The sequence below is a fragment of the Flavobacterium sp. genome, assembly GCF_044341265.1.
In the GTDB taxonomy this organism is placed as follows: Bacteria; Bacteroidota; Bacteroidia; order Flavobacteriales; family Flavobacteriaceae; genus Flavobacterium.
Genome location: NZ_JBIISA010000009.1, coordinates 106,105 through 129,917 on the forward strand (window position 1 = coordinate 106,105; position 23,813 = coordinate 129,917).

Sequence of the window (23,813 nt, forward strand, 5' to 3'; positions counted from 1 at the left end):
ATTGGTTGGTTAAAATTTTACTTTTCAAATTGCTTCAAAGTAGTGATAATAATCGAAATACAATCAAACAATTGTTCTTCGTTCATTACTAATGGCGGAGCAAAACGAATAATGTTTCCGTGAGTTGGTTTAGCTAACAAACCGTTATCTCTCAAAGCAAGGCAAATATTCCAAGCTGTGTCACTTTCTTCAGTATCGTTGATTACAATCGCATTCAATAATCCTTTTCCACGAACTAAAGTTGCGATATTGGATGATTCAACAAATTCTCCTATTTTTTCTCTGAAAATTTTCCCTAAACGACGTGCATTTTGAGATAAATTTTCATCATTAACAACTTCCAAAGCAGCAATAGCAACAGCTCCTGCAACAGGATTTCCACCAAAAGTAGAACCATGCTGACCTGGTTTGATAACATTCATAATGTGATCATTAGCCAAAACAGCCGAAACTGGATAAGCACCACCTGATAAAGCTTTTCCAAGAATCAAAATATCTGGAGCTACATAAGTTGCTTGTTTTTCGCAGGCATTTTCGCAAGTACAATTTCCGCAAACTGCCAATATTGAACCTGTTCTTGCAATTCCGGTTTGAACCTCATCTGCGATAAACAAAACGTTGTTAGCTGAACAAAGTGCTTTAGCTTTCGCCAAATAATCTTCTGCTGGTGTATAAACTCCAGCTTCACCTTGAATTGGTTCTACAAGGAAACCTGCAATATTTTTAGACGATTTAAGCGCGTTTTCTAACGCTTCGATGTCATCGTAAGGAATTTTGATAAATCCTGCTGTATAAGGTCCGAAATTCTTTCTTGCGTTTTCATCATTTGAAAAAGAAATGATAGTCGTAGTTCTTCCGTGGAAATTTCCGTCACAAACGATAATTTGTGCTTCGTTTTCATTAATTCCTTTTTTCTCATACGCCCATTTTCTACAAAGTTTCAAAGCCGTTTCTACCGCTTCAGCACCAGTATTCATTGGAAGTACTTTATCAAATCCGAAGTATTTTGTTACAAATTCTTCATAAACTCCCAACTTATCGTTGTAAAAAGCTCTTGAAGTTAAAGTTAAAGTCTGCGCTTGATTAACCATTGCTCCCACAATTTTCGGATGACAATGCCCTTGATTTACAGCAGAATAAGCCGAAAGAAAATCGTAATATTTTTTTCCTTCAACATCCCAAACATAAACACCTTCTCCTCTACTCAAAACTACTGGTAGTGGATGATAATTGTGAGCTCCATATTTATCTTCTAATGCAATAGCATCGGCAGAACTCATTTTTTCTAAAACTGACATAATTTTTCTTTTTTTACCCAAACTCGTTATGGGCTATTCTAAAATATCAATTCCTTCTTGTGGAGAGAAATCATCCATAAACTTTAGCAAAAGTAGTAAAAAAGATTGTTAGATTATTAGATTGTTAGACTCTTAGATTCTTTTTATTATTTCTTAATTTTTTCCAAAATATCATTCATCATTTCGATTTGCACTTTTTGAATTTCGATTAATTCTTGTTGTTGGTGCATGATTAGATGATCTAATTTTTCGTCGAGCATTCTTATTTCGAGTTCCGATTTTAGGTTTATCATGTAATCTTTTTTGGCTCTTTCTCGGTCTTTTTCTTCTTGACGGTTTTGACTCATCATGATAACTGGAGCTTGAAGCGCCGCCAAACAAGACAAAATCAAATTCAGTAAAATAAATGGATAGGGATCAAATCCTTTGTTCATCAACAAGTATACATTGGACGCTATCCAAATCACAATAAAGATAAAAAACGAAATTATAAACGTCCAACTTCCACCAAAAGCAGCTACTTTATCAGCAATCACTTGACCATACGTTCGATTATCTACTTTATCTTCTACTTTGTTTACAAAAGACTTATTGCCTTTAATAGATTTGACAACTTTCTTTTGTAAATCAGTAAGTTCACCAACTTCCGATTGAAGGAATTTAGAAATATACTTCTCACGATAAATGTTCAATTCGCTATCTGCAATAAATTGATTGGAATCGAAGTCGGGATGCTCTTCTTTGATAATATTCAAAATAGGAATGCGTATAGAATTTCCCAAAACTTTTTCTTTCTGTGGGAATTCTATTCCTGAAATAGCGCTAGTAAATGTTGCTTTATCTTTCATAAATAATTTATTGATTTGCTTGTACAAACTTCAAGCTAATAATTTCAAATTTTAAATTCTTGCTAATTTACGATATTTTAAAAACAAAAAACCTCACTTCAATTAAGAAATGAGGTTTCTATTAACTATTTAAATCAATTAAACTAAAGTAGCCGTTGAAGTGATTTCTGTGTTGAACAACTTAGAAATTGGGCAATTTTTCTCTGCTTTAGTAACTAATGCTTGAAAATCTTCGTCAGAAATTCCTGGAATTTTTGCTTCAACTGTTAAATGTGAACTTACAATGGAACCAGTTACTAAATTGATATCACATTTGGTTTGAATATTTTCTACTGTAAAACCATCTTCTGTAAAAAATGCTGACAATTGCATAGTAAAACAACCTGCATGAGCAGCAGCAACCAACTCTTCTGGATTAGTTCCAACGCCATCTTCAAAACGTGAATTGAATGAATATTGTGTATTATTTAATGTGGTACTTTGAGTAGTAAGCGAACCTTTTCCTTCTTTTACCGAACCTTGCCATTGGGCTGTTGCATTTCTTTTCATAACTTTTTAATTTTAAATTTTACCAAAATTAAATAATGTTTGTTACAAGAATGTTACATAATTATTGTTATTTCTAATAAAAGAATAGCTTTTTCCTTCTGGAAGTTACATTTGTAGTCTCTTATAACTTTTTACTTTTTACTTTGTACTTCGTACTTTCTACTCATACATTTCTAACAACTTTGTAACCGTATTCCAATTTCTGATGGTTGCAGTTACGTTTAGTTTTTTCTCGATGTATTTTTGGTCAAGTCTGGTTTTTCCTGCGCCTATGTCGTATTTTATGAAAATTCTGTTGCCATCGATTACAGCTTCATCGGGTTTGAATTGGCTGATTTTTAATTCGTTTATAGCGGAACTTGACAATTCTTTAGAAATAAAAGCCACATACAATTTCTTAGTATCAACGTCTTTTTGTTTCAAAAAAGGATTGTTTTTAAAACACAATTCCAAATCATTTTTACCGATTACAATCACCGGAACTTCGTGACCAAAGGTTTTGAAGATTTCTTGTTTGATTTTGAAACCCACACCAAAACCGCTTTCTTCCTCGGTTTCTACAAAGACATTGCCACTTTGGATATAAGTAACCACATTAGTAAACCCAATGGTTTCTAAGGTAGTTTTTAATGCTTCCATTTTTATCATGTTGTGTCCTGAGACGTTGATGCCGCGAAGTAATGCTAGGTGTTTAGTCATAGTTACAAAATTATCAATATTATTAACCCATATGGAATAATTGCAAAATTACAGAAAGCAAACTACAAGTTCTTATCAATTACATTTTATTAATCCCGTAGGGATAAAATTTGGGTAAAGAAAATAACTTCCTTAAGAAAAAATCCCGTAGGGATGATATTTAGATTGGTTCTTTAAAAATATAATGCTCATCATACTCTATTTCAAATACTTTCAAAAATTTCAGATATTCGTCTCTAAAAGTTTCTTTTTTGTGATGATTCTCTTGATTTTGAATGTAATTAATGACATTATTGACGTGTGATTTGGAATATGAAAATGCGCCATATCCTTCTTGCCATTCAAATTTTACTTTTAAAAACTTCTTTTCATTTATCCATTTGGAAGAACTGCCTTTAATATCTTGCAATAAATCAGAAATTGATTGTGTTGGTCGCATTCCAATAAAAATATGCAAATGATCAGGCATTCCATTAATAGCAAGTAATTTATGATTGTTAGCTTTAATAATACCTGAAATATATTGATATAATTCCTCTTTGAATGATGCATGGATTAGTCCGTTACGGAATTTTACTGCAAAAACAAATTGAACATGTATTTGTGTGTAGGTATTTGCCATTTTTAAATATCGTCCCTATGGGACTTCGCATACTATTGAATTAATTTTATCTACCAGAATTTAATCCCTAACGGGATTTAGTGAATTGCTAAATTATAAAAATACTTTTATTCATTGTTACTTTAAATTTTAGGATATTGATAATGAAACTAATTTTCATAAAAACATAAAATAAATAAAATTTTCCTAAACCCAATCCAAAAAACAAACCAATACATTATTTTTGCCTCATGGGAAAAAAGAAGACAGACAGAATTATATTTGAAAACGTTACCGTGCTTGATGCTGGTGCCAAAGGTGTTTCGGTAGCCAAAGCTCCTGAAGGACAAGTAATATTTATACCAAACGTTGTGCCTGGCGATGTGGTGGATGTGCAAACGTTCAAGAAACGTAAATCGTATTTTGAAGGAAAAGCAATAAAATTTCACTCCTTTTCAGAAAATCGTATTGAACCAGTTTGTGAGCATTTTGGTGCTTGTGGCGGTTGTAAATGGCAAAACATGAAGTATGAACAACAATTGTTTTATAAAAATAATGAAGTCTTCAATAACCTAAAACGCATTGGCAAAATCGATTTGCCTGAATTTGAACCTATTTTAGGTTCAGAAAAACAATTGTTCTACAGAAACAAAATGGAATTCGGATTTTCTGACACACGTTGGTTGACCGAAAGTCAGATTCAATCGAGTGATGAAAATTTGAGCAAGAAAAATGCTTTAGGTTTTCACGTTCCGAAAATGTGGGACAAAATTCTAGATATTGAAAAATGTTGGTTGCAAGAAGATCCATCAAACGATATTAGAAATTCGATAAAAGAATTTGCCGATAAAAACGGAATGACGTTCTTCAATGCTAGAAATCACGAAGGTTTGTTGCGAACTTTAATGATTAGAACCGCTTCGACTGGTGAAATTATGGTGTTGATTCAGTTTTTTGAAGACGACAAAGCCAATCGTGAGTTGATGATGGATTTCATTCACGAGAAATTCCCACAAATTACTTCGTTGCAATATGTAATCAATAGCAAAGCTAACGACACACTTTACGACCAAGACATCAAATTATATAAAGGAAGAAATTATATTTTGGAAGAAATGGAAGGTTTGAAATTTAGCATCAACGCTAAATCATTTTACCAAACCAATTCCGACCAAGCGTATGAATTATACAAAATCACAAGAGATTTCGCTGGTTTAACTGGCAACGAAGTAGTTTATGATTTATATACTGGAACTGGAACCATTGCGCAATTTGTTTCTAAAAAAGCGAAAAAAGTTATTGGTGTAGAAGCCGTTCCAGAAGCAATTGCCGATGCTAAAGAAAATGCGAAACGCAATGAAATTACCAATTGTGAGTTTTATGTTGGAGATATGAAAAACGTTTTCAATGACGATTTTATAGCAAAACATGGCAAACCAGACGTAATTATCACCGATCCACCAAGAGACGGAATGCATAAAGACGTTGTTGAAATGTTATTAAAAACTGGCGCTCCAAAAATTGTTTATGTAAGTTGTAATTCGGCTACACAAGCAAGAGATTTGGCTTTGATGGACGAAATGTATAAAGTTACTCGTGTGCGACCTGTAGATATGTTTCCTCAAACGCATCACGTGGAAAATGTTGTACTTTTGGAACTTAGAAAATAGTGTTCAGTATTCAGTCGCAGTGTTCAGTTATTTAGTTTGAAATTAAACCTATGAAAAAGATATTTTTGTTATTGTTTGTGTTTTCGCTTTTAGGATGTGAGAAGGATGATATTTGTGATGAAAATACGCCTACTACACCTAGATTAGTCATTGAATTTTATGATTTTAATGCATCCACTGAGACTTTGAAGAGTGTAACTAAACTTAAAGTTAAAAGTGATGATGTAGCTGAAGGAGTAATTTTTAATGAGTCACTTACAACTCCAGATAGATATTTATCAAACTCATCAAAAATATTTTTACCTCTTAAAACTACTGATGTAACAACAAAATATAGTTTTACCCATAATTTTGGTGTCGCTGGCAGTGAAAACACCGATATTTTAGAATTCAAATACTCAAAGCAAGATTTTTATGTTTCACGCGCTTGTGGTTTTAAAACTTTATTTACATTAATTCCAACAAATCCAATAATTCAAACTGAACCTGTTGTAGCTGATGGTACTTGGATAAAAAATATAGTTATTGTAAAATCAAATCTAGAAAACGAAAATGAAGTACATGTTAAAATATTCTTTTAGTCTACTATTGCTTGTAGCTTCGTTTTTGGGAAATGCTCAAGAAGTGAAAGTCAAAGACAGTATCAAACCAAAAACAGAACGTTATGGTTTGAGAGTTGGTGTTGATTTATTCAAATTAACGCGTTCCTTTTATGAAAAAGACTATCGTGGAATTGAATTAGTTGGTGATTTTAAATTGACTAGAAAGCACTACATAGCAGCAGAAATTGGAACAGAAAACAAAACTGTAGATGATGACCGATTGAATTTTACTACCAAAGGAACTTACTTAAAAGCAGGTTTTGATTTTAATGGATATGAAAATTGGTTAGGCATGAACAACATGCTATACGTGGGTATGCGCTACGGATTTAGTTCGTTTAGCCAAACCTTAAACTCTTACACTATTTACAATCCGAATCCTTATTTTGGACAAGCTCCAGAAATACCATCAGGTGAAAAATTCAATGGACTTACAGCGCAATGGGTTGAAGTTTTAGCTGGTGCAAAAGCAGAAATGTTTAAAAATTTCTATGTTGGAATGAGTGTACGATTAAACTATTTAGTTTCCAACAAAAAACCAGATGGATTTGATAATCTTTACATTCCAGGTTTTAATAGAACCTATGACGGAAAATTTGGCGTAGGAATAAACTACACTGTTTCTTATTTTGTTCCTATTTTTAAATCTGAGGTTAAACCTAAAGAAGGAAAAAAGAAATAATTAATTTATCTCCTTCACTCCTTTTACAAAGATAACTTTCATAAACAATTTTTCACCGTCTTTGGTTTTAACGGCTTGAAATTTTGGCGCAAGTATTGTTGCTATAACAAAAGCTACAATCAAAATCCAAATTCCTTTCAAATCTGTAAACGCTTGGATAGCCACTTGCAACGGCAAAAAGAAAGCCGCAAAACTTAACATGTTGTAAATAAATGATTTTGTTGATTTACTCATTTGTCTATAGTGAAATTATATATTGTACTTTTATAAAACTGCTATTCGCCTTCTGCTATCTGAAACTTTGTTCGTTTACTTCCTTCATACATTTCGTATTTTACCAATCGCGCTTCTAAACTTCCGTTAAAAAGTTTAATTTTTCTCGAAGGTTTTAGTCCAACATGTTTCAATGCTTCTAAGTTTGCTGTAATAAACCAAGCATGAGTTCCTGGATAATTTTGTTTCATGGTATCACCCATTTCTCTGTAAAAACGTTCTAAATCAATATCCAAACGTTCACCATAAGGTGGATTGAAAACCATTTGCAAAGGCCCAGAAGTTTCTTTTTTAGTGTCAAAGAAATTTTGTTGTTCTACTTTAATGTAATCATCAAGATTGGCGTTTTTGATATTATCAATAGCTTTATTGACAGCACTTGGCGCTTTATCGTATCCTTTTATAGTGTAATGAAATTCACGTGTGCGTTTCATTAGTGCATCAATAATTTGATCAAACAAATCGTTATCCCAATCGTTCCATTTTTCGAAAGCAAATTCTTTTCTATTGATGTTGGCTGGAATATTACAAGCAATCATTCCGGCTTCAATAAGAATTGTTCCCGAACCACACATTGGGTCTAGAAAATCAGTTTTTCCCTCCCAACCTGCTAACAATAACATTCCTGCGGCAAGAACTTCGTTTATTGGAGCAATGTTCGTTGCTGTTCTATAACCTCTTTGATGCAAAGAATTTCCAGAAGTATCTAAAGCCACCGAAACTTGGTCTTTATCGATGTGGATATTGATTCTTAAATCTGGATATTCCTTATCAATACTTGGACGAACTCCTGTTTTCTCACGAAATTGATCTACAATAGCATCTTTAGCTTTTTGCGATACAAATTGAGAATGTTTGAAAAAATCAGAGTGAATGGTAGTATCAATTACAAAAGTTTGATTGGCATTCAAATACTTACTCCAATCAATTCCTTGTATTCCTTTGTAAAGTAACGCATCGGTTTTTGCTCTGAAATAATAAATTGGTTTTAAGATTTTTAAAGCGGTTCTCAAAGATAAATTGGCTTTATACATAAAACCTTTATCACCTTTAAAACTTACCATTCTTGTACCTATTTCAACATCTTGAGCACCTAAAATGCGTAATTCTTGAGCTAATATTTCTTCAAAACCAAAGAAGGTTTTGGCAATCATTTTAAAATTTTCCATCTTTATAAAATCCAATATACAAATAACAAATTCCAAATAAATTTCAAAAGATAAAATATCAAACTTCAAACTTGGAATAACTTCTGCAAAAATACACTAAATTTGCACGCTAGGAATTTTATGAACAAGAATTAATGTCAGAAACAGATAAACCCGAAACTCGAAACTCGAAACTCGCAACCAATAATTGGTTCGCCTCTTGGTTTGATACACCTTATTACCACATTCTTTATAAAGATAGAAATTACCGTGAAGCACAGATTTTCATGGACAATTTAACGCATTATTTAAACTTACCTGAAAAAGCTAAAGTATTAGACTTAGCTTGTGGAAAAGGACGTCATTCTATTTATTTAAATCAATTAGGATTTGATGTAATTGGCGCCGATTTATCTGAAAACAGTATTGCTGAAGCTACTAAAAATGCAAATGCAACTTTACATTTTGAAGTGCATGACATGCGAGAAAAATTCGAAGATAAATTTGATGCTATCTTTAATCTTTTTACAAGTTTTGGTTATTTTGAAAATGATAATGATGATTTAAAAACATTAGTTGCAATAAAAGAAAGTCTGACCGATTACGGATTTGCTGTAATTGATTTTATGAATGTGCATCAAGTTATTCCGAATTTAGTTCCTGATGAAGTTAAAACTGTTGATGGAATTGATTTTCATATTAAAAGATATGTTGCCGATAATCATATCATCAAAGAAATTGATTTTGTAGACAATAATGAAAAATATCATTTTACAGAAAAAGTAAAAGCGTTGACGTTAGAAGATTTTCAAAATATGATGAACGATGCTGGAATTTATTTATTGGACACTTTTGGTGACTACAAGTTGAAGAAATTCCATAAAAATACTAGCGAACGATTAATTATGATATTTAAATAATGAATTACTTATTACCACTATTATCGGTTTTAATTGGTTTTTTTATAGCGATAGCATTAAAACCTAGAGCCAAAAAGAATTTAAAATTACTATTAGCTTTTAGTGGTTCTTTTTTGCTATCATTAACAGTAATTCACTTGCTTCCAGAAGTATACGAATCCCACAGTCACAATGTTGGGATTTTTATAATGATTGGTATTTTGTTTCAAATAATATTAGAGTTTTTTTCAAAAGGTGCAGAACATGGTCACGTTCACGGACATGATAAAATGGCTCAAATGCCATGGCTATTATTTATTAGTTTATGCATTCATGCTTTGTTAGAAGGATTTCCTGTTGGTCATCATCACGAATTGGCACTGGGAATTGCCATTCATCACCTTCCAATTGCAATCATCCTAACCACTTTTTTCTTGAATGCTGAGTTAAATAAAACTGCTTTGTTCCTTTTTATGTTAACCTTTGCCATAATGACACCGCTTGGGACTTTCATTTCTGATATTTTTCCAGCTTTAAATCAATACTATAATGAGATTACGGCAATAGTAATTGGAATTTTATTCCACATCTCTTCAACAATTATTTTTGAAAGTAGCGAAGGACATAAATTCAATATTGCAAAAATCTCGATGATAATTTTGGGAATTGTTTTGGCTTATTTTATGTAGATTTACAACATGAAAAGATTTCTATATTTTATTTTATTTATACAATTACTTACTTCTTGTAATAATGATATAAAATTTGATAAGAATAAATGGCTGGTAAATTCTGATGGGTTTTACATTCATAGAGATAAAATGATTAATGATTTATTTTCTAAATATGATTTATCAAATTTAACATATGATGAAATTATAAATTTATTAGGTAAACCTGAAAATTATGCTAATGTTGAAGAAAATGAAATTTATTACAATATCGTAACTGATTATGGATGGGATATCGATCCTGTTTATACAAAAAATTTAAAAATTCAATTCGACACACTAAATAAAGTCAAAGATTATAAAATTGAAGAAATAAAAAAATGAACTTCACTAAAACCACTGAGCAATCTTCCAAATACGAGCATTTAGAAAAAATGTCTGTTTCTGAATTGTTGACAAACATCAATAATGAGGATAAAACCGTTCCGTTGGCAGTTGAAAAAACTTTGCCTCAAATTGAGTCATTAGTTTCAAAAGTGGTTGAAAAAATGAAACTTGGTGGACGACTTTTTTATATTGGAGCAGGAACTTCTGGAAGATTAGGAATCGTTGATGCTTCAGAATGTCCTCCAACATTCGGAGTTCCATTTGATTTAGTAAACGGAATTATTGCAGGTGGAGATAAAGCCATTAGAAAAGCAGTTGAAAACGCCGAAGACAATACCACACAAGCTTGGATAGACTTACAAGAACAAAACATTTCAGAAAATGATGTTGTAATCGGAATTGCTGCCTCAGGAACTACGCCTTATGTAATTGAAGGTTTGAAAAAATGCAATGAAAATAACATAATAACAGGTTGTGTCACTTGCAATGAAGGAAGTCCGTTGGCTTTAACAGCAAATTTCCCAATAGTCGTTGTCGTTGGACCTGAATTTGTAACTGGAAGTTCGAGAATGAAAGCAGGAACAGCTCAGAAATTAGTATTAAACATGATCTCAACCGCAACTATGATTCAACTTGGAAAAGTGAAAGGCAACAAAATGGTAGATATGCAATTGAGTAATGATAAATTGGTCGATAGAGGCGTAAAAATGATTATGAGTGAAATTCCAGTTGATTATGAAAAAGCTAGCCAATTATTAAAGGAATTTGGTAGCGTTAGAAAAGCCGTTGAAGAATTTAAACAGTAATATGAAAGAATCCATAAAAGTAGTTTTACTTTTATCTATATTTTTTGTACTTTTCTTTTTGATAAGAAAATCTACAAACAATACTATTATTGAAGAGCAAGCTAAAGTTGATTTAAAAGATTATCCACAAACATTAGATAGTATAAAATCTATTAAAAAAGAGATTAAAGATAAAAGCATTAATAAAATTGGAGAAAAATTCACTTCACTTTTGACCGATAAAATTTTTCCTTATTGGTACGGAACTGATTGGGATTTTAATGGAACAACACAAAAACCAAACGAAGGAAAAATTGCTTGTGGTTATTTTGTGACAACCACATTAAGGGACATTGGATTAGATATTAACAGAGTTAAACTTGCTCAATGTGCTTCTGAACAAATGATAAAAAAATTAGTAAGTGAAGATAATATTTATCGATTTTCAAACAAATCAATTGAAGAATTTGAAACCAATTTAAAACAGAAAGGCAATGGAATTTATGTCGTTGGCTTAGATAATCATACTGGTTTTGTTCTATTTTCTGATGAAGGAAGTTTTTTTATTCATTCAAGCGGTATATCACCTTATAAAGTTGTAAAAGAAAAACTTACGGAATCGATTTTAATTGTAAAATCAAAATATCGAATTGTAGGCAAATTATCTTCTGATAAAGAGTTACTTTTGAATTGGGTTAAAAAATAAACTTAAAAATTACTTATATGAAAAAAATACTTTTAACATTCGCATTATTTCTTTCTGTACTATCTTTTTCTCAAGAAATCAATCTTGAAAGAGGCAAATATTATGTAAACGGAAGTCAGATTTCTACTAGAGAAACTAAACAATTATTGGCTTCTAATGCTGAAGCTTTGAGTAAATTCAAATCTGGACTTGGTAAAGAATCTGCTGGTGGTTTCCTTATTGGATTTGGTGGTGCTTTGGTCATTACCGATATGGTAGTAGGTTTGGTTTCAGATGTAAAATATCCAACTGCGGCAACTTATATTGGAGCTGGAGCATTAATTATTGCTATACCTGTTTTATCTGGAAAGAACAAAAAGATTAAAGAAGGAATTGATTTTTATAATAGCGGTTTGAAAAATCTCGGAGAAACAAATTCAAATTTTGAGGTGAACTTAATAGGAAACCAAAGAGGTTACGGCATCCAAATTCGTTTTTAATATGGCAACCAACAAAGAACTTTTGGCTAAAGGTGTAAAGTATTTATTTGGTGCATTGCCAATGATGTTTATTGGACCAAGTTTAATGTATAATGCTTTCATGAACAAGCATACCAATTGGCATTATTTAATTTTAGTAATTGGTTGTGCTGTTTGTATAACATCGGTTTTTTTAGCTTTCAAAGGAATAAAAACTATGACTGATGCACTTTTTAATGATAAACAATAGTAAATTTTTATGAAAAAAATAATGCTTTTCTTTTTTACAATAACACTCCTTAGTTGCCAAAACAAATTAGAGTGCAATCCGAAAGAATTTAAAACTGGTAAATTTGAATTCGTTCAAGAAGTTAATGGCAAAAAAGAAATTACAACATTTGAACGAACAGATAAATTACAAATTGAAACCTACAACGGAAGAACCGATACGGCTTCAGTTCGCTGGGTAAATGATTACGAATTTATTCTTCAAAAATTGCATCCTAGAAATATGGCTGAAAAAAAAGCAATTTCCATGCGCTTCATTTCTACAAAAGGAAAAACCTATACCTTTGAATATTCTTTTGTAGGAGAATCAAAAAAACAAATGGGAACTGTAACAAAAACCAATTAATTCCGTAAAACCACTTTAACAATAACTTTTTTAAACTAACCAATGGAAGTATTATTTACCACAGATGCATTAATTGCACTTTTAACATTAACCTTTTTAGAAATCATTCTTGGTATCGATAACATCGTTTTTTTATCAATTGTATCAGGAAAATTAAGAGCCGAAGACCAACCAAAAGCTAGAAGAATTGGACTATTGTTAGCTATGGTTTTTCGTATCATTTTACTTTTTGGAATCACTTGGGTAATGAGTTTGAAAGAATCATTCTTCGATTTTGACTTAGGCTTTTTCTCTGGAGGAATTTCTGGACAAAGTTTAATCATCTTTGGTGGAGGTTTGTTTTTGTTATACAAATCGGTTTCAGAAATTCATCACAAATTAGAAGGTGAAGACGAAGCAACTAGTGGAAAAGCTAGTAACAGCTTGTCATCAGCAATTATACAAATTGCATTGTTAAACATTGTTTTCTCTTTTGACAGTATCTTAACAGCTATTGGTTTAGTAAGTTCTGCCGAACCACCAAAAGGTTTTGGACCAGCTGGCGCAATAGAAATTATGATTCTTGCTATTGTAATTTCAATCGTAGTAATGCTTGCCTTTGCAGGACCAGTTTCTAAATTCGTAAACGAACATCCAACAATTCAAATCCTTGGATTATCCTTCTTAATACTAATTGGAGTTATGCTTTTAGCTGAAGGTTCACACTTAGCACATTTCAGATTTGGTAATGATGTTGAAGTTCATAGTATACCAAAAGGATACTTATATTTTGCAATTTTCTTCTCTTTATTTGTGGAATTCCTAAACTTAAAAATGAAGAAAAGCAGCAAAAAACCAGTTGTCTTACATAACAATAAAATCATTGATAAAAAATTAGAAGATAGCGATATTACTAATTAATTTTAGGAACGAATGGTTTGGGGTTTATCACAAAACCCTATTCCTGCTGTCCAATACAATAAAAAAATGGTCACTTCGAGAGCCTCAGTGACCATTTTTTTATTTCCATTCCCATCAGGGTTAGGTAGTATTTGTATTGATTATTTATTCAAAATTTCTAAGACAATCCGATTATCTTACCATTATTGTCAATATCAATTCGTTCAGCATTTGGAACTGCTGGCAAACCAGGCATTCGCATAACATCACCAAGTAACGGAACGATAAATCCGGCACCACTGGCAATTTCGAACTCACGAACCGTTATAGTAAAATCCGTTGGACGACCTATTATCTTTTCATTATCCGAAAAACTAGCTGGAGTTTTTGCCATACAAATTTGAAATTCATTAAAACCTAGATCATTAATCATCTTCAATTGTGATTTCGATTTTGGAGAAAACTCAACAGAACTTGCTCCGTATATTTCTTTTGCAATAGTATTTATTTTATGTTCGATTGAATCCTCTTTTTGATACAAAGGTTTATAATTTGCTTCACCCTTATTGATTTCAGCAACTACTTTTTCAGCCAATTCAGCCGAACCTTTTCCACCTTCAACAAAAGCAGTACTTACAATTGCAGTAACGCCTTTTGCTAAACATAATGCTTTCAATTTATCATATTCAGCTTGGGTATCATCAGGAAAAGCATTTATAGAAACCACAGGATTTATTCCAAATTTTTGAATATTTTCAATATGTTTTTCTAAGTTGCAAAAGCCTTTTTCAATCGCAGCTACATTTTCAGTTTTAAAATCTTCTGAACTCAATCCAGCATGATGTTTAATTGCTCGAATAGTTGCAACTAAAACCACTGCGTCAGGTTTCAATCCGCTTTGTCCACATTTTATATGAAAGAATTTTTCGGCTCCTAAATCGGCACCAAATCCAGCCTCTGTAACTACATAATCACCTAGTGAAAGTCCCATTTTTGTTGCAATCACAGTATTCGTTCCTTGCGCAATACTTGCAAATGGCCCGCCATGAAGAATCGCCGGATTTCCTTCTAAAGTTTGCACTAAATTAGGCTTCAAAGCATCTTTTAGCAAAACTGCCATTGCTCCTACTACTTTCAAATCACGAGCAAAAATTGCTTTCCCATCAAAAGTTTTTCCAACAAAAATATTTCCTAAACGAAGTTTCAAATCTTCTAAATCTTTAGACAAACAAAGAATCGCCATCACTTCTGACGCTGGAGTAATATTGAAACCATCTTCGCGCATCGTTCCGTTAGCTTTAGCACCAACTCCAATAATGATTTGGCGCAACGAACGATCATTCATGTCCATCACACGTTTCCAAGCAATAGATTTTGGATCTAAGTTCAAGGAATATTTTGGATTTTGAAGATTATTATCAATCACCGCAGAAAGTAAATTATTTGCTTTTTCAATAGCCGAAAAATCGCCTGTAAAATGCAAATTAATATCTTCCATCGGAACAACTTGAGCATATCCACCGCCAGCTGCGCCACCTTTCAGTCCAAAAACTGGTCCGAGTGAAGGTTCACGCAAAACTCCTATTGTTTTTTTACCAATGTAGTTCAAACCGTCAGTTAACCCAATTGACATTGTAGTTTTTCCTTCACCATATTTAGTAGGCGACATAGCAGAAACCAAAATCAATTTACCTTTTGGATTTTCAGATTGTAATTCTAAAGGTAATTTGGCTTTGTACTTTCCGTAGTATTCTAAATCGTCTTCTTGAATGTTTATTTTTTGGGCAATTTTTCTAATGTGTTGTAAGGTTGCATTTTGAGCAATCTCAATATCGGATGGAAATGTTGACATTTATAGGGGTTTTGTTTTGAATTTAATCTGTTTTATTTCAAAATAAGTATACAAATATATAAATCAAAGACTAGTATTTATGAACATTTAAATCATTAATTAAAAAAAAATATTTTTTTATGTAACAATTTAAACACTACTGTATCAAAAGTAAAACTTTAAAAAAAATATCATGAAAACAAAATCATTATTACTCGTATTCGTTTCTGTATTAATTACACAAATTTCAACAGCTCAAAAATCGTTTACTGTTTCGGTAAAAGGAAAAGGAGAACCCATTTTACTATTTCCTGGTTTTGGATGTACAGGCGAATTGTGGGATGAAACTGTTGCTGAATTGTCAAAAACAAATGAATGTCACATTTTTACTTTTGCAGGTTTTGGAAATGTACCTCCTATTGAAACACCATGGTTATCATCTATAAAAGATGAAGTTATAAGTTATGTAAAAGAAAAAAAAATAAAAAAACCAACACTTTTGGGACATAGTTTAGGTGGAACTTTAAGTCTTTGGTTAGCATCATTAGAAACTGAATTATTTAAAAAAGCTATTTTAGTTGACGCACTACCTGCAACAGCTGCTTTAATGATTCCAAACTACAAAGGAGAAATCATTGAATATGACAATCCACAAAGTAAAATGATGCTTCAAATGGATAAAAATAGCTTTGATGCTATGAATCTACAATCTGTAGCTTATATGTGTTTAAATAAAGAAAAGCATAAAGTTATTAGTAATTGGATGAGTATGGCTGATAGAAAAACATATGTTCATGGTTATATTGATATGCTTAACTTAGATTTGAGAAAAGAAATTGCAAAAATTAAAATTCCTGTCGTAATTTTAGCAGCAACTAGTTTAGGTATAGATGTAGTGAAAAATACATATGCAACGCAATATCAAAATTTACCTACTGTTAAAATTCTTTATGCAGAAAATGCTGCACACTTTGTAATGTATGATCAACCTGATTGGTTCATCGAAAATGTTAAACTAGCACTAAATTAAAGTGAAAAAGGAAGAACAATTCAATCAAATTTTTCAAGAGCATTACCCAAAAGTATTTCGACTTTGTAAGGGTTATTTTAATGGTGATGAGTATTTTGCAGATGATGCTACACAAGAAGTATTCATAAAAGTTTGGGAGAAGCTTGAGCAATTTAGAAATGAATCAAGCATCAGTACTTGGATATATAGAATAACCGTAAATACATGTTTGCTTTATTTAAGGAAGGAAAAAACAAAAAAAGAAGTTTCAACTGATTCTTTCCCGATACTACAAATAGATGATTATTCCGAAGAAAAAGAAATGAAACTTAAAAAAATGTACGAATGCATCCAAAAATTAGATGAAACTGGAAAAATGATTATCCTCATGGTCTTGGAAGGAATTGACTACGATAAAATATCAGAAGTAGTAGGAATAAGCGAAGAAACGCTTAGAGTGAGAATTCACAGAATTAAAAAAAGTTTAACTCAATGCATACAACAATGAAAACATTTGAAAATTTACAAGATATTTGGAACCAACAAAATGACTTCAATACAAATAAAACAGCTTCTGAACTAATAAAAAAATCAGAAGAACATAGAAAAAAAATAAAATTAAATCATATTACAACACTCATTATTATTGGCATTACAACTTTAATATTACTATGTTATTTTATTTGGTTAGGAATTTACTCGGTTTCTATTTTTACAATAGGTTTAGGTTTGATGATTAGTTCAATGATTTTACGAATTATTTTAGAATTGATAAGTATTAAAAAATTTAATACTATAAATATTGAAACATCTTTATTAGAGTATAGCAAAAATGCAGCATCATTTTACACATGGAGAAAAGGTATTCACTTTATTGCAACGCCAATTATTTATATAGTATATACAATTGGGTTTTCGCTATTAATACCAACGTTTCAAGAACAATTTTCTACACCTTTTTTCATCTATCTTCTAATAAGCGGCTACGGATTTCTGATAATTTTTGCATTCTTTCTAAACAAAAAATTGAAAAAAGAAATGGAAATTTTAGCTTTCTTAAAAAATATTGAATAATAAAAAATGCCCCAAATAGTATCTAACTTTTGGGGCATATTCAATGAAAGGCTATTTTAATTATTCTAATGACAACGTAATCTGTCCGTCATCATCCAATTCGGTTTGAATATCGTCTGAAACGTTATCTTCACCAGAAACTTCTGGTTCTTCTGGAACTTCTTCTACTGGTTCTTCGTATGGTAACGACTCTAAAAGATTTACTTGTTTCAGTTTATCAGCTGTCAATTGATTACCCAACGCTTTTATTCCTTTTACAGCAATAAATTGTTCTAAATCAATAGTTTGATTCTCTTTTTGAACACCTTTTACTTTGGCAAAAATGATTTCAGCAACTGGTCGCCAATCGGTAGAAACAATCTCTAATTGTGATTTTTCGTGTTCAGTGATGAAAATTTCTTCTTTATTTTCGTTTTCAACCAAGAATCGTTTTACAAAATAACGTTCTTTTTCTCCATCATAATAAATGGTAGAAATTGGTTTTTTCGGATGCCATTTTTCCAGTACAATCATATCTTCATCAAAGTGCGTGGTCAATTCTGGAATTATGGTTTTCAATTTTCCTGCTTGATTGATAATCAAAAGTCTATCATTTGGTCTGAACTCACCCAACAACTCTCCTCTTCCATCAACATTCAAACGTTGAACTGTATCATCAAACCAAACTTTTCTCGGACGTAAAGTAGAAATTCCTTTCTCCTTCAATTCGATTTTCTTGATTGGATATTTGGTAACCGTATTTCCACGTGAAGCACGACCTTTTATGGCAATATCGGTAAAATCGACATCCCATTTTAGTTTTTTCACACTTCCAACTTGACGTAACAAAATAGTTACAACCTCAGCTTCACCATTTGGATTTGCTGAGAAATATAAGGTTTGTGAACCAGCTTTTTCTTGTGTTAAATCGTAAAATTTATCACGAGTTACACCCGAAACATTAAAACGTTTTATAAAAGTAGAACCATTTTTACCATCACGGTAAATCATGTTGTAAATGGTTCGCTTGTCATTTTTATCAAAAACCGCAATGTGAATGATGTCTTTTCCAACGAATTTCTTATCATCCACTTTCGCAATCATCATTTTTCCGTCTCGAAGAAAAACAATAACATCATCAATATCAGAACAATCGGCAACGTATTCGTCTTTTTTCAAACCTGTTCCAAAGAAACCTTCTTCTTTGTTTACATATAATTTTGTATTTCTTAAAACCACTTTTGTAGCTTCAATATTTTCAAAACTTCTCAATTCCGTTTGACGTTCGCGACCTTTTCCGTATTTCTCTTTTAGTTTTGCAAAATAATCAATGGCAAAATCAATTAGGTTGTCTAAATGATGTTGTACTTCTTTCATTTCGTCTTCCAATTTGGCAATAAACTCATCCGCTTTATCCGAGTCGAAACGCGTAATACGAATCATCGGAATTTGGGTTAATTTTTGCAAATCTTCATCTTCAATTTCACGTACAAATGATTTTTTGAATGGTTCAAATCGTTTGTACATATATTCGTAAAGCGATTCTCTATCCGAATACAATTTGAAATCAATATACATTTCTTCACGAATGAAAATCTTTTCTAAAGTCGAGAAATGCCATTTGTTTTTAAGTTCTTCTAATTGAATTTCGAGTTCTTTCTTTAATAAATCTACCGTTCTTTCAGTTGAAATTTTCAACATATCAGAAACTCCGATGAACAATGGTTTGTTATCTTCAATCACACAACCCAAAGGAGCAACAGAGGTTTCGCAAGCTGTGAAAGCATACAAAGCATCAATCGTTTTATCTGGAGAAACTCCTGGAAATAAATGAATTAAAATCTCAACTTCGGCAGCAGTATTGTCTTCAATTTTCTTGATTTTGATTTTACCTTTCTCATTCGCTTTCAAAATACTATCAATCAAAGTTGACGTATTGGTTGAAAACGGAATTTGAGTAATCACCAAAGTCTGTTTGTCCAATTGCGATATTTTGGCACGAACACGAACACGTCCGCCACGCAAACCATCGTTATAATTGGAAACATCCGCAATTCCTGCAGTTTGAAAATCTGGGTATAATGTAAATGGTTTTCCTTTTAAAATTTTAATCGAAGCATCAATTAATTCGTTGAAATTGTGAGGCAAAACTTTAGTCGAAAGTCCAACCGCAATTCCTTCAGCACCTTGAGCCAAAAGTAATGGAAACTTTACTGGAAGATTGTTTGGTTCAGCACGACGACCATCGTAAGAAACACCCCAATCGGTAATTTTTGGTGAATACAAAACTTCTAAAGCAAACTTTGACAAACGTGCTTCAATATATCTCGAAGCCGCTGCGCTATCGCCTGTTAGAATATTTCCCCAGTTTCCTTGACAATCAATCAACAATTCTTTCTGACCAATTTGCACCATAGCATCACCAATACTCGCATCTCCGTGTGGATGATACTGCATGGTGTGTCCAACGACATTCGCAACTTTGTTGTAACGACCGTCATCCAACTCTTTCAGTGAATGCATAATACGACGTTGCACTGGTTTGAAACCATCTTCAATCGCAGGCACGGCACGCTCAAGAATTACATAGGAAGCATAATCCAAAAACCAATCTTTGTACATTCCTGTAACTTTGGTGATGGTATCTTCTGGATTCTCATCGTTTTCGTAAAAGTGATTTCCGCCTCTCGAAACTATGTCCTCAAAGCCTTCGTCTAAACTTTCGTCGTTGGTTGATTCGTCTAACTCGTCGTTAGTTTCTTCTTCGTTAATGTTATCTTCTTCTTCGTCTTTCATATTTTTTGTAGCACTATGTTACTCAAAGTTTTTCACAAAGTTTCTCTATGTTATTTTGTAGTATAGAGTTTCACAATGTTATGTACAAAGTTTCACAATGTTTATATAATCAATCTTTTAATTCCGTCTTTCAATGATCTTTTATAAAAATTCAATAGCAAGCCCAATTTACAATCTGAAAGTCGCATATAAGTTAAACATTGAGCTGTATGTTCAATTGTAAAATCTTCAACTACTTTTAATTCAATTATGACTTTTTTATTTACAATTATGTCAACTCTATAGCCACAATCAAATTTTATTTCATCATAAATTACAGGAAAAGCTTTTTCTTGTTCGACTTCTAATCCACAATTTATAAGTTCATACGCTAAACATTCTCTGTAAACTTTTTCTAACAAACCTGAACCAAGCTTGGTGTGAACTTTAAAAGCACAGTCTAAAATAATTCGACTTATCTCATTTTCTTCAACCATATTTATGTATCACTATATTTCTCAAAGTTTTTCACAAAGTTTCTCAATGTTTTTTTTGTGTGACTTTGTGCTAAACATTGTGCAACTTTGTGCTCCATCAACTTACTTCTCCACCAATTCCTTATCCAGTTCCACTTTCAGATTATTGATAATGAACGTTTGTCTATCTGGTGTGTTTTTACCCATATAAAACTCTAATAAAGTTTCGATTGAAGTAGCTTTGTCTAACATCACTGGATCTAATCGGATGCTTTCACCAATGAAATGTTTGAACTCATCAGGCGAAATTTCTCCCAAACCTTTGAATCGTGTAATTTCTGGTTTTGGTTTTAATTTCTCTATGGCATCGCGACGTTCTTCGTCTGAATAACAATAGATAGTCTCTTTTTTATTTCGCACACGGAATAACGGCGTTTGCAAAATATACAAATGTCCTTCTTTTATCATTTCTGGGAAAAATTGAAGGAAAAAGGTAATCAACAACAAACGAATGTGCATTCCATCGACATCGGCATCGGTTGCAATTACAATGTTGTTATAACGCAAATCTTCAATACTTTCTTCAATATCTAAAGCAGCTTGAAGCAAATTGAACTCTTCGTTTTCGTACACAATTTTCTTTGACATTCCATAAGAATTCAAAGGCTTACCACGTAAACTAAAAACAGCTTGTGTATTGACATCACGACTTTTGGTAATCGAACCCGAAGCCGAATCACCTTCGGTAATAAAAAGCGTACTCTCTAAACTTCTTGGATTTTTGGCATCAGTTAAATGCACACGACAATCGCGCAATTTTTTATTGTGTAAACTCGCTTTTTTAGCTCTGTCTTTAGCTAATTTTCTAATTCCTGATAGTTCTTTACGTTCGCGTTCGGCTTGCAAAATCTTACGCAAAAGCGAATCGGCAACTTCTGGATTTTTATGTAGAAAATTATCGAGTTTGGTTGTAATAAAATCGTGAATAAATGTTCGAACCGTCGGACCATTCGGACCAACATCATTAGAACCCAATTTGGTTTTGGTTTGCGATTCGAAAACTGGTTCTTCCACTTTTATGGAAACCGCAGAAACGATTGATTTACGAATATCTGATGCTTCAAAACCTTTGTTGTAATATTCACGAATGGTTTTTACAATCGCTTCACGAAATGCGTTTAAGTGCGTTCCACCTTGAGTTGTATTTTGTCCGTTAACAAACGAATGGTATTCTTCGGAATATTGTGATTTACTGTGTGTTAACGCAATTTCGATATCATCACCTTCTAAGTGGATGATTGGATATTGCATGTCTTCTTCAGTAATGGTTTCTTCTAATAAATCTTTTAAACCAAATTCCGAAAGGTATTTTTCACCATTGTAATATATTGTTAATCCGCGATTTAGATAACAATAATTTTTGAGCATTTTGATAATATACTCGTTTCGGTATTTATAATTTTTGAAAATAACTTCGTCAGCAATGAAGGCAACTTTTGTTCCTTTTCGCTTAGTTGATTCAACAATTTCTTCTTCTAAAGTTAGATTTCCTTCAGAGAATTCAGCAGCTTTTTGTTGGTTATCACGAACCGATTCTACACGGAAATAATTGGACAAAGCATTTACCGCTTTGGTACCAACTCCATTCAAACCAACCGATTTTTTAAACGCTTTAGAATCGTATTTTCCACCGGTATTCATTTTAGAAACTACGTCAACGACTTTTCCTAATGGAATTCCACGACCGTAATCGCGAACAGTTACCAATTTATCTTTTATGGTTACTTCGATCACTTTTCCTGCACCCATAACGAATTCGTCGATGCAGTTGTCGATTACTTCTTTTAGTAAAATATAAATTCCGTCATCTGGAGACGAACCGTCACCGAGTTTCCCAATGTACATTCCGGGACGCATTCGGATGTGTTCTTTCCAATCGAGTGAGCGTATATTGTCTTCGTTATATTGTGTTTCTTGAGCCATTTTAAAATGTATCGATTTTAACTGCGTTCAATTCGGCTTCTGCTTAGGCAGAAACCTCGGGTGTGCTAATATAGTGCATTTCGAGTCATTTTTGAAATGATATTTGTCAAAGTTATTAAGAATGTTTTTGACAATTTGAGGTACGATTTACGAGTTAGGAAGCACGAAGTTGAAAGAAGAGAAAATAGAAAAAAGAGGAAAGAAAAAAGAGATTGGAATTTGGTAATTATTTTTATATTTGGGAAATTGTGTGTGTTAGTTGGGCATATATAATAGTTAGTAGAAATTAGTGACTAAAAAACAGATAAAAAAAATGGGGAAAATTAAAATAACATTATTAACATTAGTTTTACTTATTGTCACAGGATTTAAAGTTGATAATAATGTAGAAGGTTTATCGATTAAGTTTAGAAAAATTTCAGAAGATTATATGAGACCAGGTCCACCAAATGGACCTTTGGGCTCAATGCCAATCGAAGCTGAGGAGGGAATGAAATTTGTAAAAATGAAACTTACATTGAAGAACGAAGGCGAAAAAGATTGCATTTTTGATTTTGAAGATGTATACATTTCAACTGAACAAGATAGTTTATATAGATTTTTAAAACTTCAAGCATATTTTACAAGTACAAAAACGAAAATAAAGCCGAACAAAGAAATTGATAGAATTGTATTATTTGAGTTTCCTGATAAAGCCACTCCTAAGGAATTATTTATTGAAGATAAAAGATATATAATCATTGTGGATAAGTAAAACTTCTACTAACAGTGGTAACCGTTGCACAACCACCATTTTTTAAAAATAAAATCGTAAATTATAAAAAAACAACCTCTTTTAAAGCGATTTAATAGAGGTTTGTTTTTTAGCTAAAGTTCAAAATCGTAAATTCTTGATGA

General features: G+C 32.1%; 27 protein-coding genes. 16 read left to right on the top strand and 11 right to left on the bottom strand.

The genetic code is table 11. The features are described 5' to 3' along the window. Window positions 1–17 precede the first annotated feature (17 nt). From rocD to tnpA, 5 genes are all read right to left on the bottom strand, one after another. Window positions 18–1,298, bottom strand: a complete 1,281-nt coding sequence (rocD, locus tag ACIQ06_RS06600) for an ornithine--oxo-acid transaminase (RefSeq protein ID WP_396144697.1) — start codon at window positions 1,296–1,298, stop codon at window positions 18–20. Window positions 1,299–1,444: 146 nt separating this feature from the next. After that, window positions 1,445–2,146 carry a DUF1003 domain-containing protein gene (locus tag ACIQ06_RS06605; protein ID WP_396144699.1) on the bottom strand — a complete coding sequence of 234 codons (702 nt, stop codon included), beginning with the start codon at window positions 2,144–2,146 and terminating at the stop codon, window positions 1,445–1,447. 138 nt (window positions 2,147–2,284) lie between these two features. Continuing rightward, window positions 2,285–2,695 carry an OsmC family protein gene (locus tag ACIQ06_RS06610; protein WP_396144701.1) on the bottom strand — a complete coding sequence of 137 codons (411 nt, stop codon included), beginning with the start codon at window positions 2,693–2,695 and terminating at the stop codon, window positions 2,285–2,287. A 159-nt stretch (window positions 2,696–2,854) separates the two neighbouring features. After that, window positions 2,855–3,394 carry a DUF1697 domain-containing protein gene (locus ACIQ06_RS06615; RefSeq protein ID WP_396144703.1) on the bottom strand — a complete coding sequence of 180 codons (540 nt, stop codon included), beginning with the start codon at window positions 3,392–3,394 and terminating at the stop codon, window positions 2,855–2,857. Window positions 3,395–3,554: 160 nt separating this feature from the next. Further along, window positions 3,555–4,016, bottom strand: a complete 462-nt coding sequence (gene tnpA, locus ACIQ06_RS06620) for an IS200/IS605 family transposase (protein WP_298306748.1) — start codon at window positions 4,014–4,016, stop codon at window positions 3,555–3,557. Window positions 4,017–4,246: 230 nt separating this feature from the next. Between tnpA and rlmD the strand changes: the two genes are divergently transcribed. Genes rlmD through ACIQ06_RS06635 form a run of 3 tightly spaced genes read left to right on the top strand, consistent with a single transcriptional unit; the run spans window position 4,247 to window position 6,949 of the window. Beyond that, window positions 4,247–5,665, top strand: coding sequence for a 23S rRNA (uracil(1939)-C(5))-methyltransferase RlmD (gene rlmD / locus ACIQ06_RS06625; RefSeq protein WP_396144706.1), 1,419 nt, complete (start codon window positions 4,247–4,249; stop codon window positions 5,663–5,665). A gap of 50 nt (window positions 5,666–5,715) precedes the next feature. Beyond that, window positions 5,716–6,246 carry a DUF6452 family protein gene (locus ACIQ06_RS06630; RefSeq protein WP_396144709.1) on the top strand — a complete coding sequence of 177 codons (531 nt, stop codon included), beginning with the start codon at window positions 5,716–5,718 and terminating at the stop codon, window positions 6,244–6,246. Beyond that, the gene (locus tag ACIQ06_RS06635) at window positions 6,218–6,949 is read left to right on the top strand and encodes a DUF6048 family protein (protein ID WP_396144711.1); all 732 of its coding nucleotides are present in this window, start codon (window positions 6,218–6,220) and stop codon (window positions 6,947–6,949) included. Before ACIQ06_RS06630 ends, ACIQ06_RS06635 begins: the two co-directional genes overlap by 29 nt. Here ACIQ06_RS06635 and ACIQ06_RS06640 read toward each other — a convergent pair whose 3' ends face one another. Then, window positions 6,950–7,183, bottom strand: coding sequence for a hypothetical protein (locus ACIQ06_RS06640; RefSeq protein WP_344814988.1), 234 nt, complete (start codon window positions 7,181–7,183; stop codon window positions 6,950–6,952). It lies immediately after the preceding gene. 41 nt (window positions 7,184–7,224) lie between these two features. Continuing rightward, complete coding sequence (locus tag ACIQ06_RS06645) at window positions 7,225–8,391, bottom strand: class I SAM-dependent RNA methyltransferase (protein ID WP_396144714.1); 1,167 nt, start codon at window positions 8,389–8,391, stop codon at window positions 7,225–7,227. A 134-nt stretch (window positions 8,392–8,525) separates the two neighbouring features. On the opposite strand from ACIQ06_RS06645, the gene ACIQ06_RS06650 reads away from it, so the two are divergent. From ACIQ06_RS06650 to ACIQ06_RS06690, 9 genes are read left to right on the top strand one after another with little or no spacing between them, the layout of a single operon-like run. Continuing rightward, a complete protein-coding gene (locus tag ACIQ06_RS06650) occupies window positions 8,526–9,290 on the top strand; it encodes a class I SAM-dependent methyltransferase (protein ID WP_396144716.1) in 765 nt (254 codons plus the stop codon). Beyond that, window positions 9,290–9,958 (top strand): ZIP family metal transporter, encoded by a 669-nt coding sequence (locus ACIQ06_RS06655; RefSeq protein WP_396144718.1) that lies wholly within the window; start codon window positions 9,290–9,292, stop codon window positions 9,956–9,958. The genes ACIQ06_RS06650 and ACIQ06_RS06655 overlap by 1 nt, the downstream gene beginning before the upstream one ends. Before the next feature lie 9 nt (window positions 9,959–9,967). Beyond that, entirely contained in the window at window positions 9,968–10,324 is a 357-nt protein-coding gene (locus ACIQ06_RS06660) for a hypothetical protein (protein ID WP_396144720.1), read from the top strand. After that, entirely contained in the window at window positions 10,321–11,133 is an 813-nt protein-coding gene (murQ, locus tag ACIQ06_RS06665) for an N-acetylmuramic acid 6-phosphate etherase (protein WP_396144722.1), read from the top strand. The genes ACIQ06_RS06660 and murQ overlap by 4 nt, the downstream gene beginning before the upstream one ends. Before the next feature lies 1 nt (window position 11,134). Further along, the gene (locus tag ACIQ06_RS06670; protein ID WP_396144724.1) at window positions 11,135–11,818 is read left to right on the top strand and encodes a hypothetical protein; all 684 of its coding nucleotides are present in this window, start codon (window positions 11,135–11,137) and stop codon (window positions 11,816–11,818) included. Window positions 11,819–11,835: 17 nt separating this feature from the next. Beyond that, the gene (locus ACIQ06_RS06675) at window positions 11,836–12,297 is read left to right on the top strand and encodes a hypothetical protein (RefSeq protein ID WP_396144726.1); all 462 of its coding nucleotides are present in this window, start codon (window positions 11,836–11,838) and stop codon (window positions 12,295–12,297) included. A gap of 1 nt (window position 12,298) precedes the next feature. Next, a complete protein-coding gene (locus tag ACIQ06_RS06680) occupies window positions 12,299–12,526 on the top strand; it encodes a DUF6095 family protein (RefSeq protein ID WP_344814993.1) in 228 nt (75 codons plus the stop codon). Between the two features lie 9 nt (window positions 12,527–12,535). Then, on the top strand, window positions 12,536–12,910 hold the full coding sequence (locus ACIQ06_RS06685) for a DNA topoisomerase IV (protein ID WP_396144728.1): 375 nt from the start codon (window positions 12,536–12,538) through the stop codon (window positions 12,908–12,910). Window positions 12,911–12,952: 42 nt separating this feature from the next. Further along, entirely contained in the window at window positions 12,953–13,810 is an 858-nt protein-coding gene (locus ACIQ06_RS06690; protein WP_396144730.1) for a TerC family protein, read from the top strand. Between the two features lie 157 nt (window positions 13,811–13,967). On the opposite strand, the gene ACIQ06_RS06695 is transcribed toward ACIQ06_RS06690, so the two are convergent. Continuing rightward, window positions 13,968–15,641, bottom strand: a complete 1,674-nt coding sequence (locus ACIQ06_RS06695; protein WP_396144732.1) for a formate--tetrahydrofolate ligase — start codon at window positions 15,639–15,641, stop codon at window positions 13,968–13,970. A 172-nt stretch (window positions 15,642–15,813) separates the two neighbouring features. Between ACIQ06_RS06695 and ACIQ06_RS06700 the strand changes: the two genes are divergently transcribed. The 3 genes from ACIQ06_RS06700 to ACIQ06_RS06710 are packed head-to-tail and all read left to right on the top strand — an operon-like array spanning window position 15,814 to window position 17,703. Further along, on the top strand, window positions 15,814–16,650 hold the full coding sequence (locus tag ACIQ06_RS06700) for an alpha/beta fold hydrolase (RefSeq protein WP_396144734.1): 837 nt from the start codon (window positions 15,814–15,816) through the stop codon (window positions 16,648–16,650). 1 nt (window position 16,651) lies between these two features. Further along, complete coding sequence (locus ACIQ06_RS06705; RefSeq protein WP_344815004.1) at window positions 16,652–17,137, top strand: sigma-70 family RNA polymerase sigma factor; 486 nt, start codon at window positions 16,652–16,654, stop codon at window positions 17,135–17,137. Beyond that, window positions 17,134–17,703, top strand: a complete 570-nt coding sequence (locus ACIQ06_RS06710; protein ID WP_396144736.1) for a hypothetical protein — start codon at window positions 17,134–17,136, stop codon at window positions 17,701–17,703. The genes ACIQ06_RS06705 and ACIQ06_RS06710 overlap by 4 nt, the downstream gene beginning before the upstream one ends. A gap of 60 nt (window positions 17,704–17,763) precedes the next feature. On the opposite strand, the gene ACIQ06_RS06715 is transcribed toward ACIQ06_RS06710, so the two are convergent. From ACIQ06_RS06715 to ACIQ06_RS06725, 3 genes are all read right to left on the bottom strand, one after another. After that, window positions 17,764–20,478: a DNA gyrase/topoisomerase IV subunit A gene (locus ACIQ06_RS06715; RefSeq protein WP_396144738.1), complete on the bottom strand. Its 2,715-nt coding sequence runs from the start codon at window positions 20,476–20,478 to the stop codon at window positions 17,764–17,766. Between the two features lie 101 nt (window positions 20,479–20,579). Beyond that, window positions 20,580–20,954, bottom strand: a complete 375-nt coding sequence (locus ACIQ06_RS06720) for a GxxExxY protein (protein WP_396144740.1) — start codon at window positions 20,952–20,954, stop codon at window positions 20,580–20,582. Window positions 20,955–21,056: 102 nt separating this feature from the next. Next, window positions 21,057–22,916 carry a DNA topoisomerase IV subunit B gene (locus tag ACIQ06_RS06725; protein WP_396144742.1) on the bottom strand — a complete coding sequence of 620 codons (1,860 nt, stop codon included), beginning with the start codon at window positions 22,914–22,916 and terminating at the stop codon, window positions 21,057–21,059. A 313-nt stretch (window positions 22,917–23,229) separates the two neighbouring features. Between ACIQ06_RS06725 and ACIQ06_RS06730 the strand changes: the two genes are divergently transcribed. Then, on the top strand, window positions 23,230–23,670 hold the full coding sequence (locus tag ACIQ06_RS06730) for a hypothetical protein (protein WP_396144744.1): 441 nt from the start codon (window positions 23,230–23,232) through the stop codon (window positions 23,668–23,670). The last annotated feature ends 143 nt before the right edge of the window (window positions 23,671–23,813 follow it).

Bases quoted from the DNA above. Each gene is read 5' to 3' on its own strand.
- ACIQ06_RS06635 (WP_396144711.1), top strand. From the start codon at position 6,218: ATGAAGTACATGTTAAAATATTCTTTTAGTCTACTATTGCTTGTAGCT.
- ACIQ06_RS06645 (WP_396144714.1), bottom strand. From the start codon at position 8,391: ATGGAAAATTTTAAAATGATTGCCAAAACCTTCTTTGGTTTTGAAGAA.
- tnpA (WP_298306748.1), bottom strand. From the start codon at position 4,016: ATGGCAAATACCTACACACAAATACATGTTCAATTTGTTTTTGCAGTA.
- rlmD (WP_396144706.1), top strand. From the start codon at position 4,247: ATGGGAAAAAAGAAGACAGACAGAATTATATTTGAAAACGTTACCGTG.
- ACIQ06_RS06630 (WP_396144709.1), top strand. From the start codon at position 5,716: ATGAAAAAGATATTTTTGTTATTGTTTGTGTTTTCGCTTTTAGGATGT.
- ACIQ06_RS06700 (WP_396144734.1), top strand. From the start codon at position 15,814: ATGAAAACAAAATCATTATTACTCGTATTCGTTTCTGTATTAATTACA.
- ACIQ06_RS06610 (WP_396144701.1), bottom strand. From the start codon at position 2,695: ATGAAAAGAAATGCAACAGCCCAATGGCAAGGTTCGGTAAAAGAAGGA.
- ACIQ06_RS06710 (WP_396144736.1), top strand. From the start codon at position 17,134: ATGAAAACATTTGAAAATTTACAAGATATTTGGAACCAACAAAATGAC.
- ACIQ06_RS06730 (WP_396144744.1), top strand. From the start codon at position 23,230: ATGGGGAAAATTAAAATAACATTATTAACATTAGTTTTACTTATTGTC.
- ACIQ06_RS06675 (WP_396144726.1), top strand. From the start codon at position 11,836: ATGAAAAAAATACTTTTAACATTCGCATTATTTCTTTCTGTACTATCT.
- ACIQ06_RS06650 (WP_396144716.1), top strand. From the start codon at position 8,526: ATGTCAGAAACAGATAAACCCGAAACTCGAAACTCGAAACTCGCAACC.
- ACIQ06_RS06720 (WP_396144740.1), bottom strand. From the start codon at position 20,954: ATGGTTGAAGAAAATGAGATAAGTCGAATTATTTTAGACTGTGCTTTT.
- ACIQ06_RS06640 (WP_344814988.1), bottom strand. From the start codon at position 7,183: ATGAGTAAATCAACAAAATCATTTATTTACAACATGTTAAGTTTTGCG.
- ACIQ06_RS06605 (WP_396144699.1), bottom strand. From the start codon at position 2,146: ATGAAAGATAAAGCAACATTTACTAGCGCTATTTCAGGAATAGAATTC.
- ACIQ06_RS06615 (WP_396144703.1), bottom strand. From the start codon at position 3,394: ATGACTAAACACCTAGCATTACTTCGCGGCATCAACGTCTCAGGACAC.
- murQ (WP_396144722.1), top strand. From the start codon at position 10,321: ATGAACTTCACTAAAACCACTGAGCAATCTTCCAAATACGAGCATTTA.
- ACIQ06_RS06725 (WP_396144742.1), bottom strand. From the start codon at position 22,916: ATGGCTCAAGAAACACAATATAACGAAGACAATATACGCTCACTCGAT.
- ACIQ06_RS06660 (WP_396144720.1), top strand. From the start codon at position 9,968: ATGAAAAGATTTCTATATTTTATTTTATTTATACAATTACTTACTTCT.
- ACIQ06_RS06655 (WP_396144718.1), top strand. From the start codon at position 9,290: ATGAATTACTTATTACCACTATTATCGGTTTTAATTGGTTTTTTTATA.
- ACIQ06_RS06680 (WP_344814993.1), top strand. From the start codon at position 12,299: ATGGCAACCAACAAAGAACTTTTGGCTAAAGGTGTAAAGTATTTATTT.
- rocD (WP_396144697.1), bottom strand. From the start codon at position 1,298: ATGTCAGTTTTAGAAAAAATGAGTTCTGCCGATGCTATTGCATTAGAA.
- ACIQ06_RS06685 (WP_396144728.1), top strand. From the start codon at position 12,536: ATGAAAAAAATAATGCTTTTCTTTTTTACAATAACACTCCTTAGTTGC.
- ACIQ06_RS06695 (WP_396144732.1), bottom strand. From the start codon at position 15,641: ATGTCAACATTTCCATCCGATATTGAGATTGCTCAAAATGCAACCTTA.
- ACIQ06_RS06715 (WP_396144738.1), bottom strand. From the start codon at position 20,478: ATGAAAGACGAAGAAGAAGATAACATTAACGAAGAAGAAACTAACGAC.
- ACIQ06_RS06670 (WP_396144724.1), top strand. From the start codon at position 11,135: ATGAAAGAATCCATAAAAGTAGTTTTACTTTTATCTATATTTTTTGTA.
- ACIQ06_RS06690 (WP_396144730.1), top strand. From the start codon at position 12,953: ATGGAAGTATTATTTACCACAGATGCATTAATTGCACTTTTAACATTA.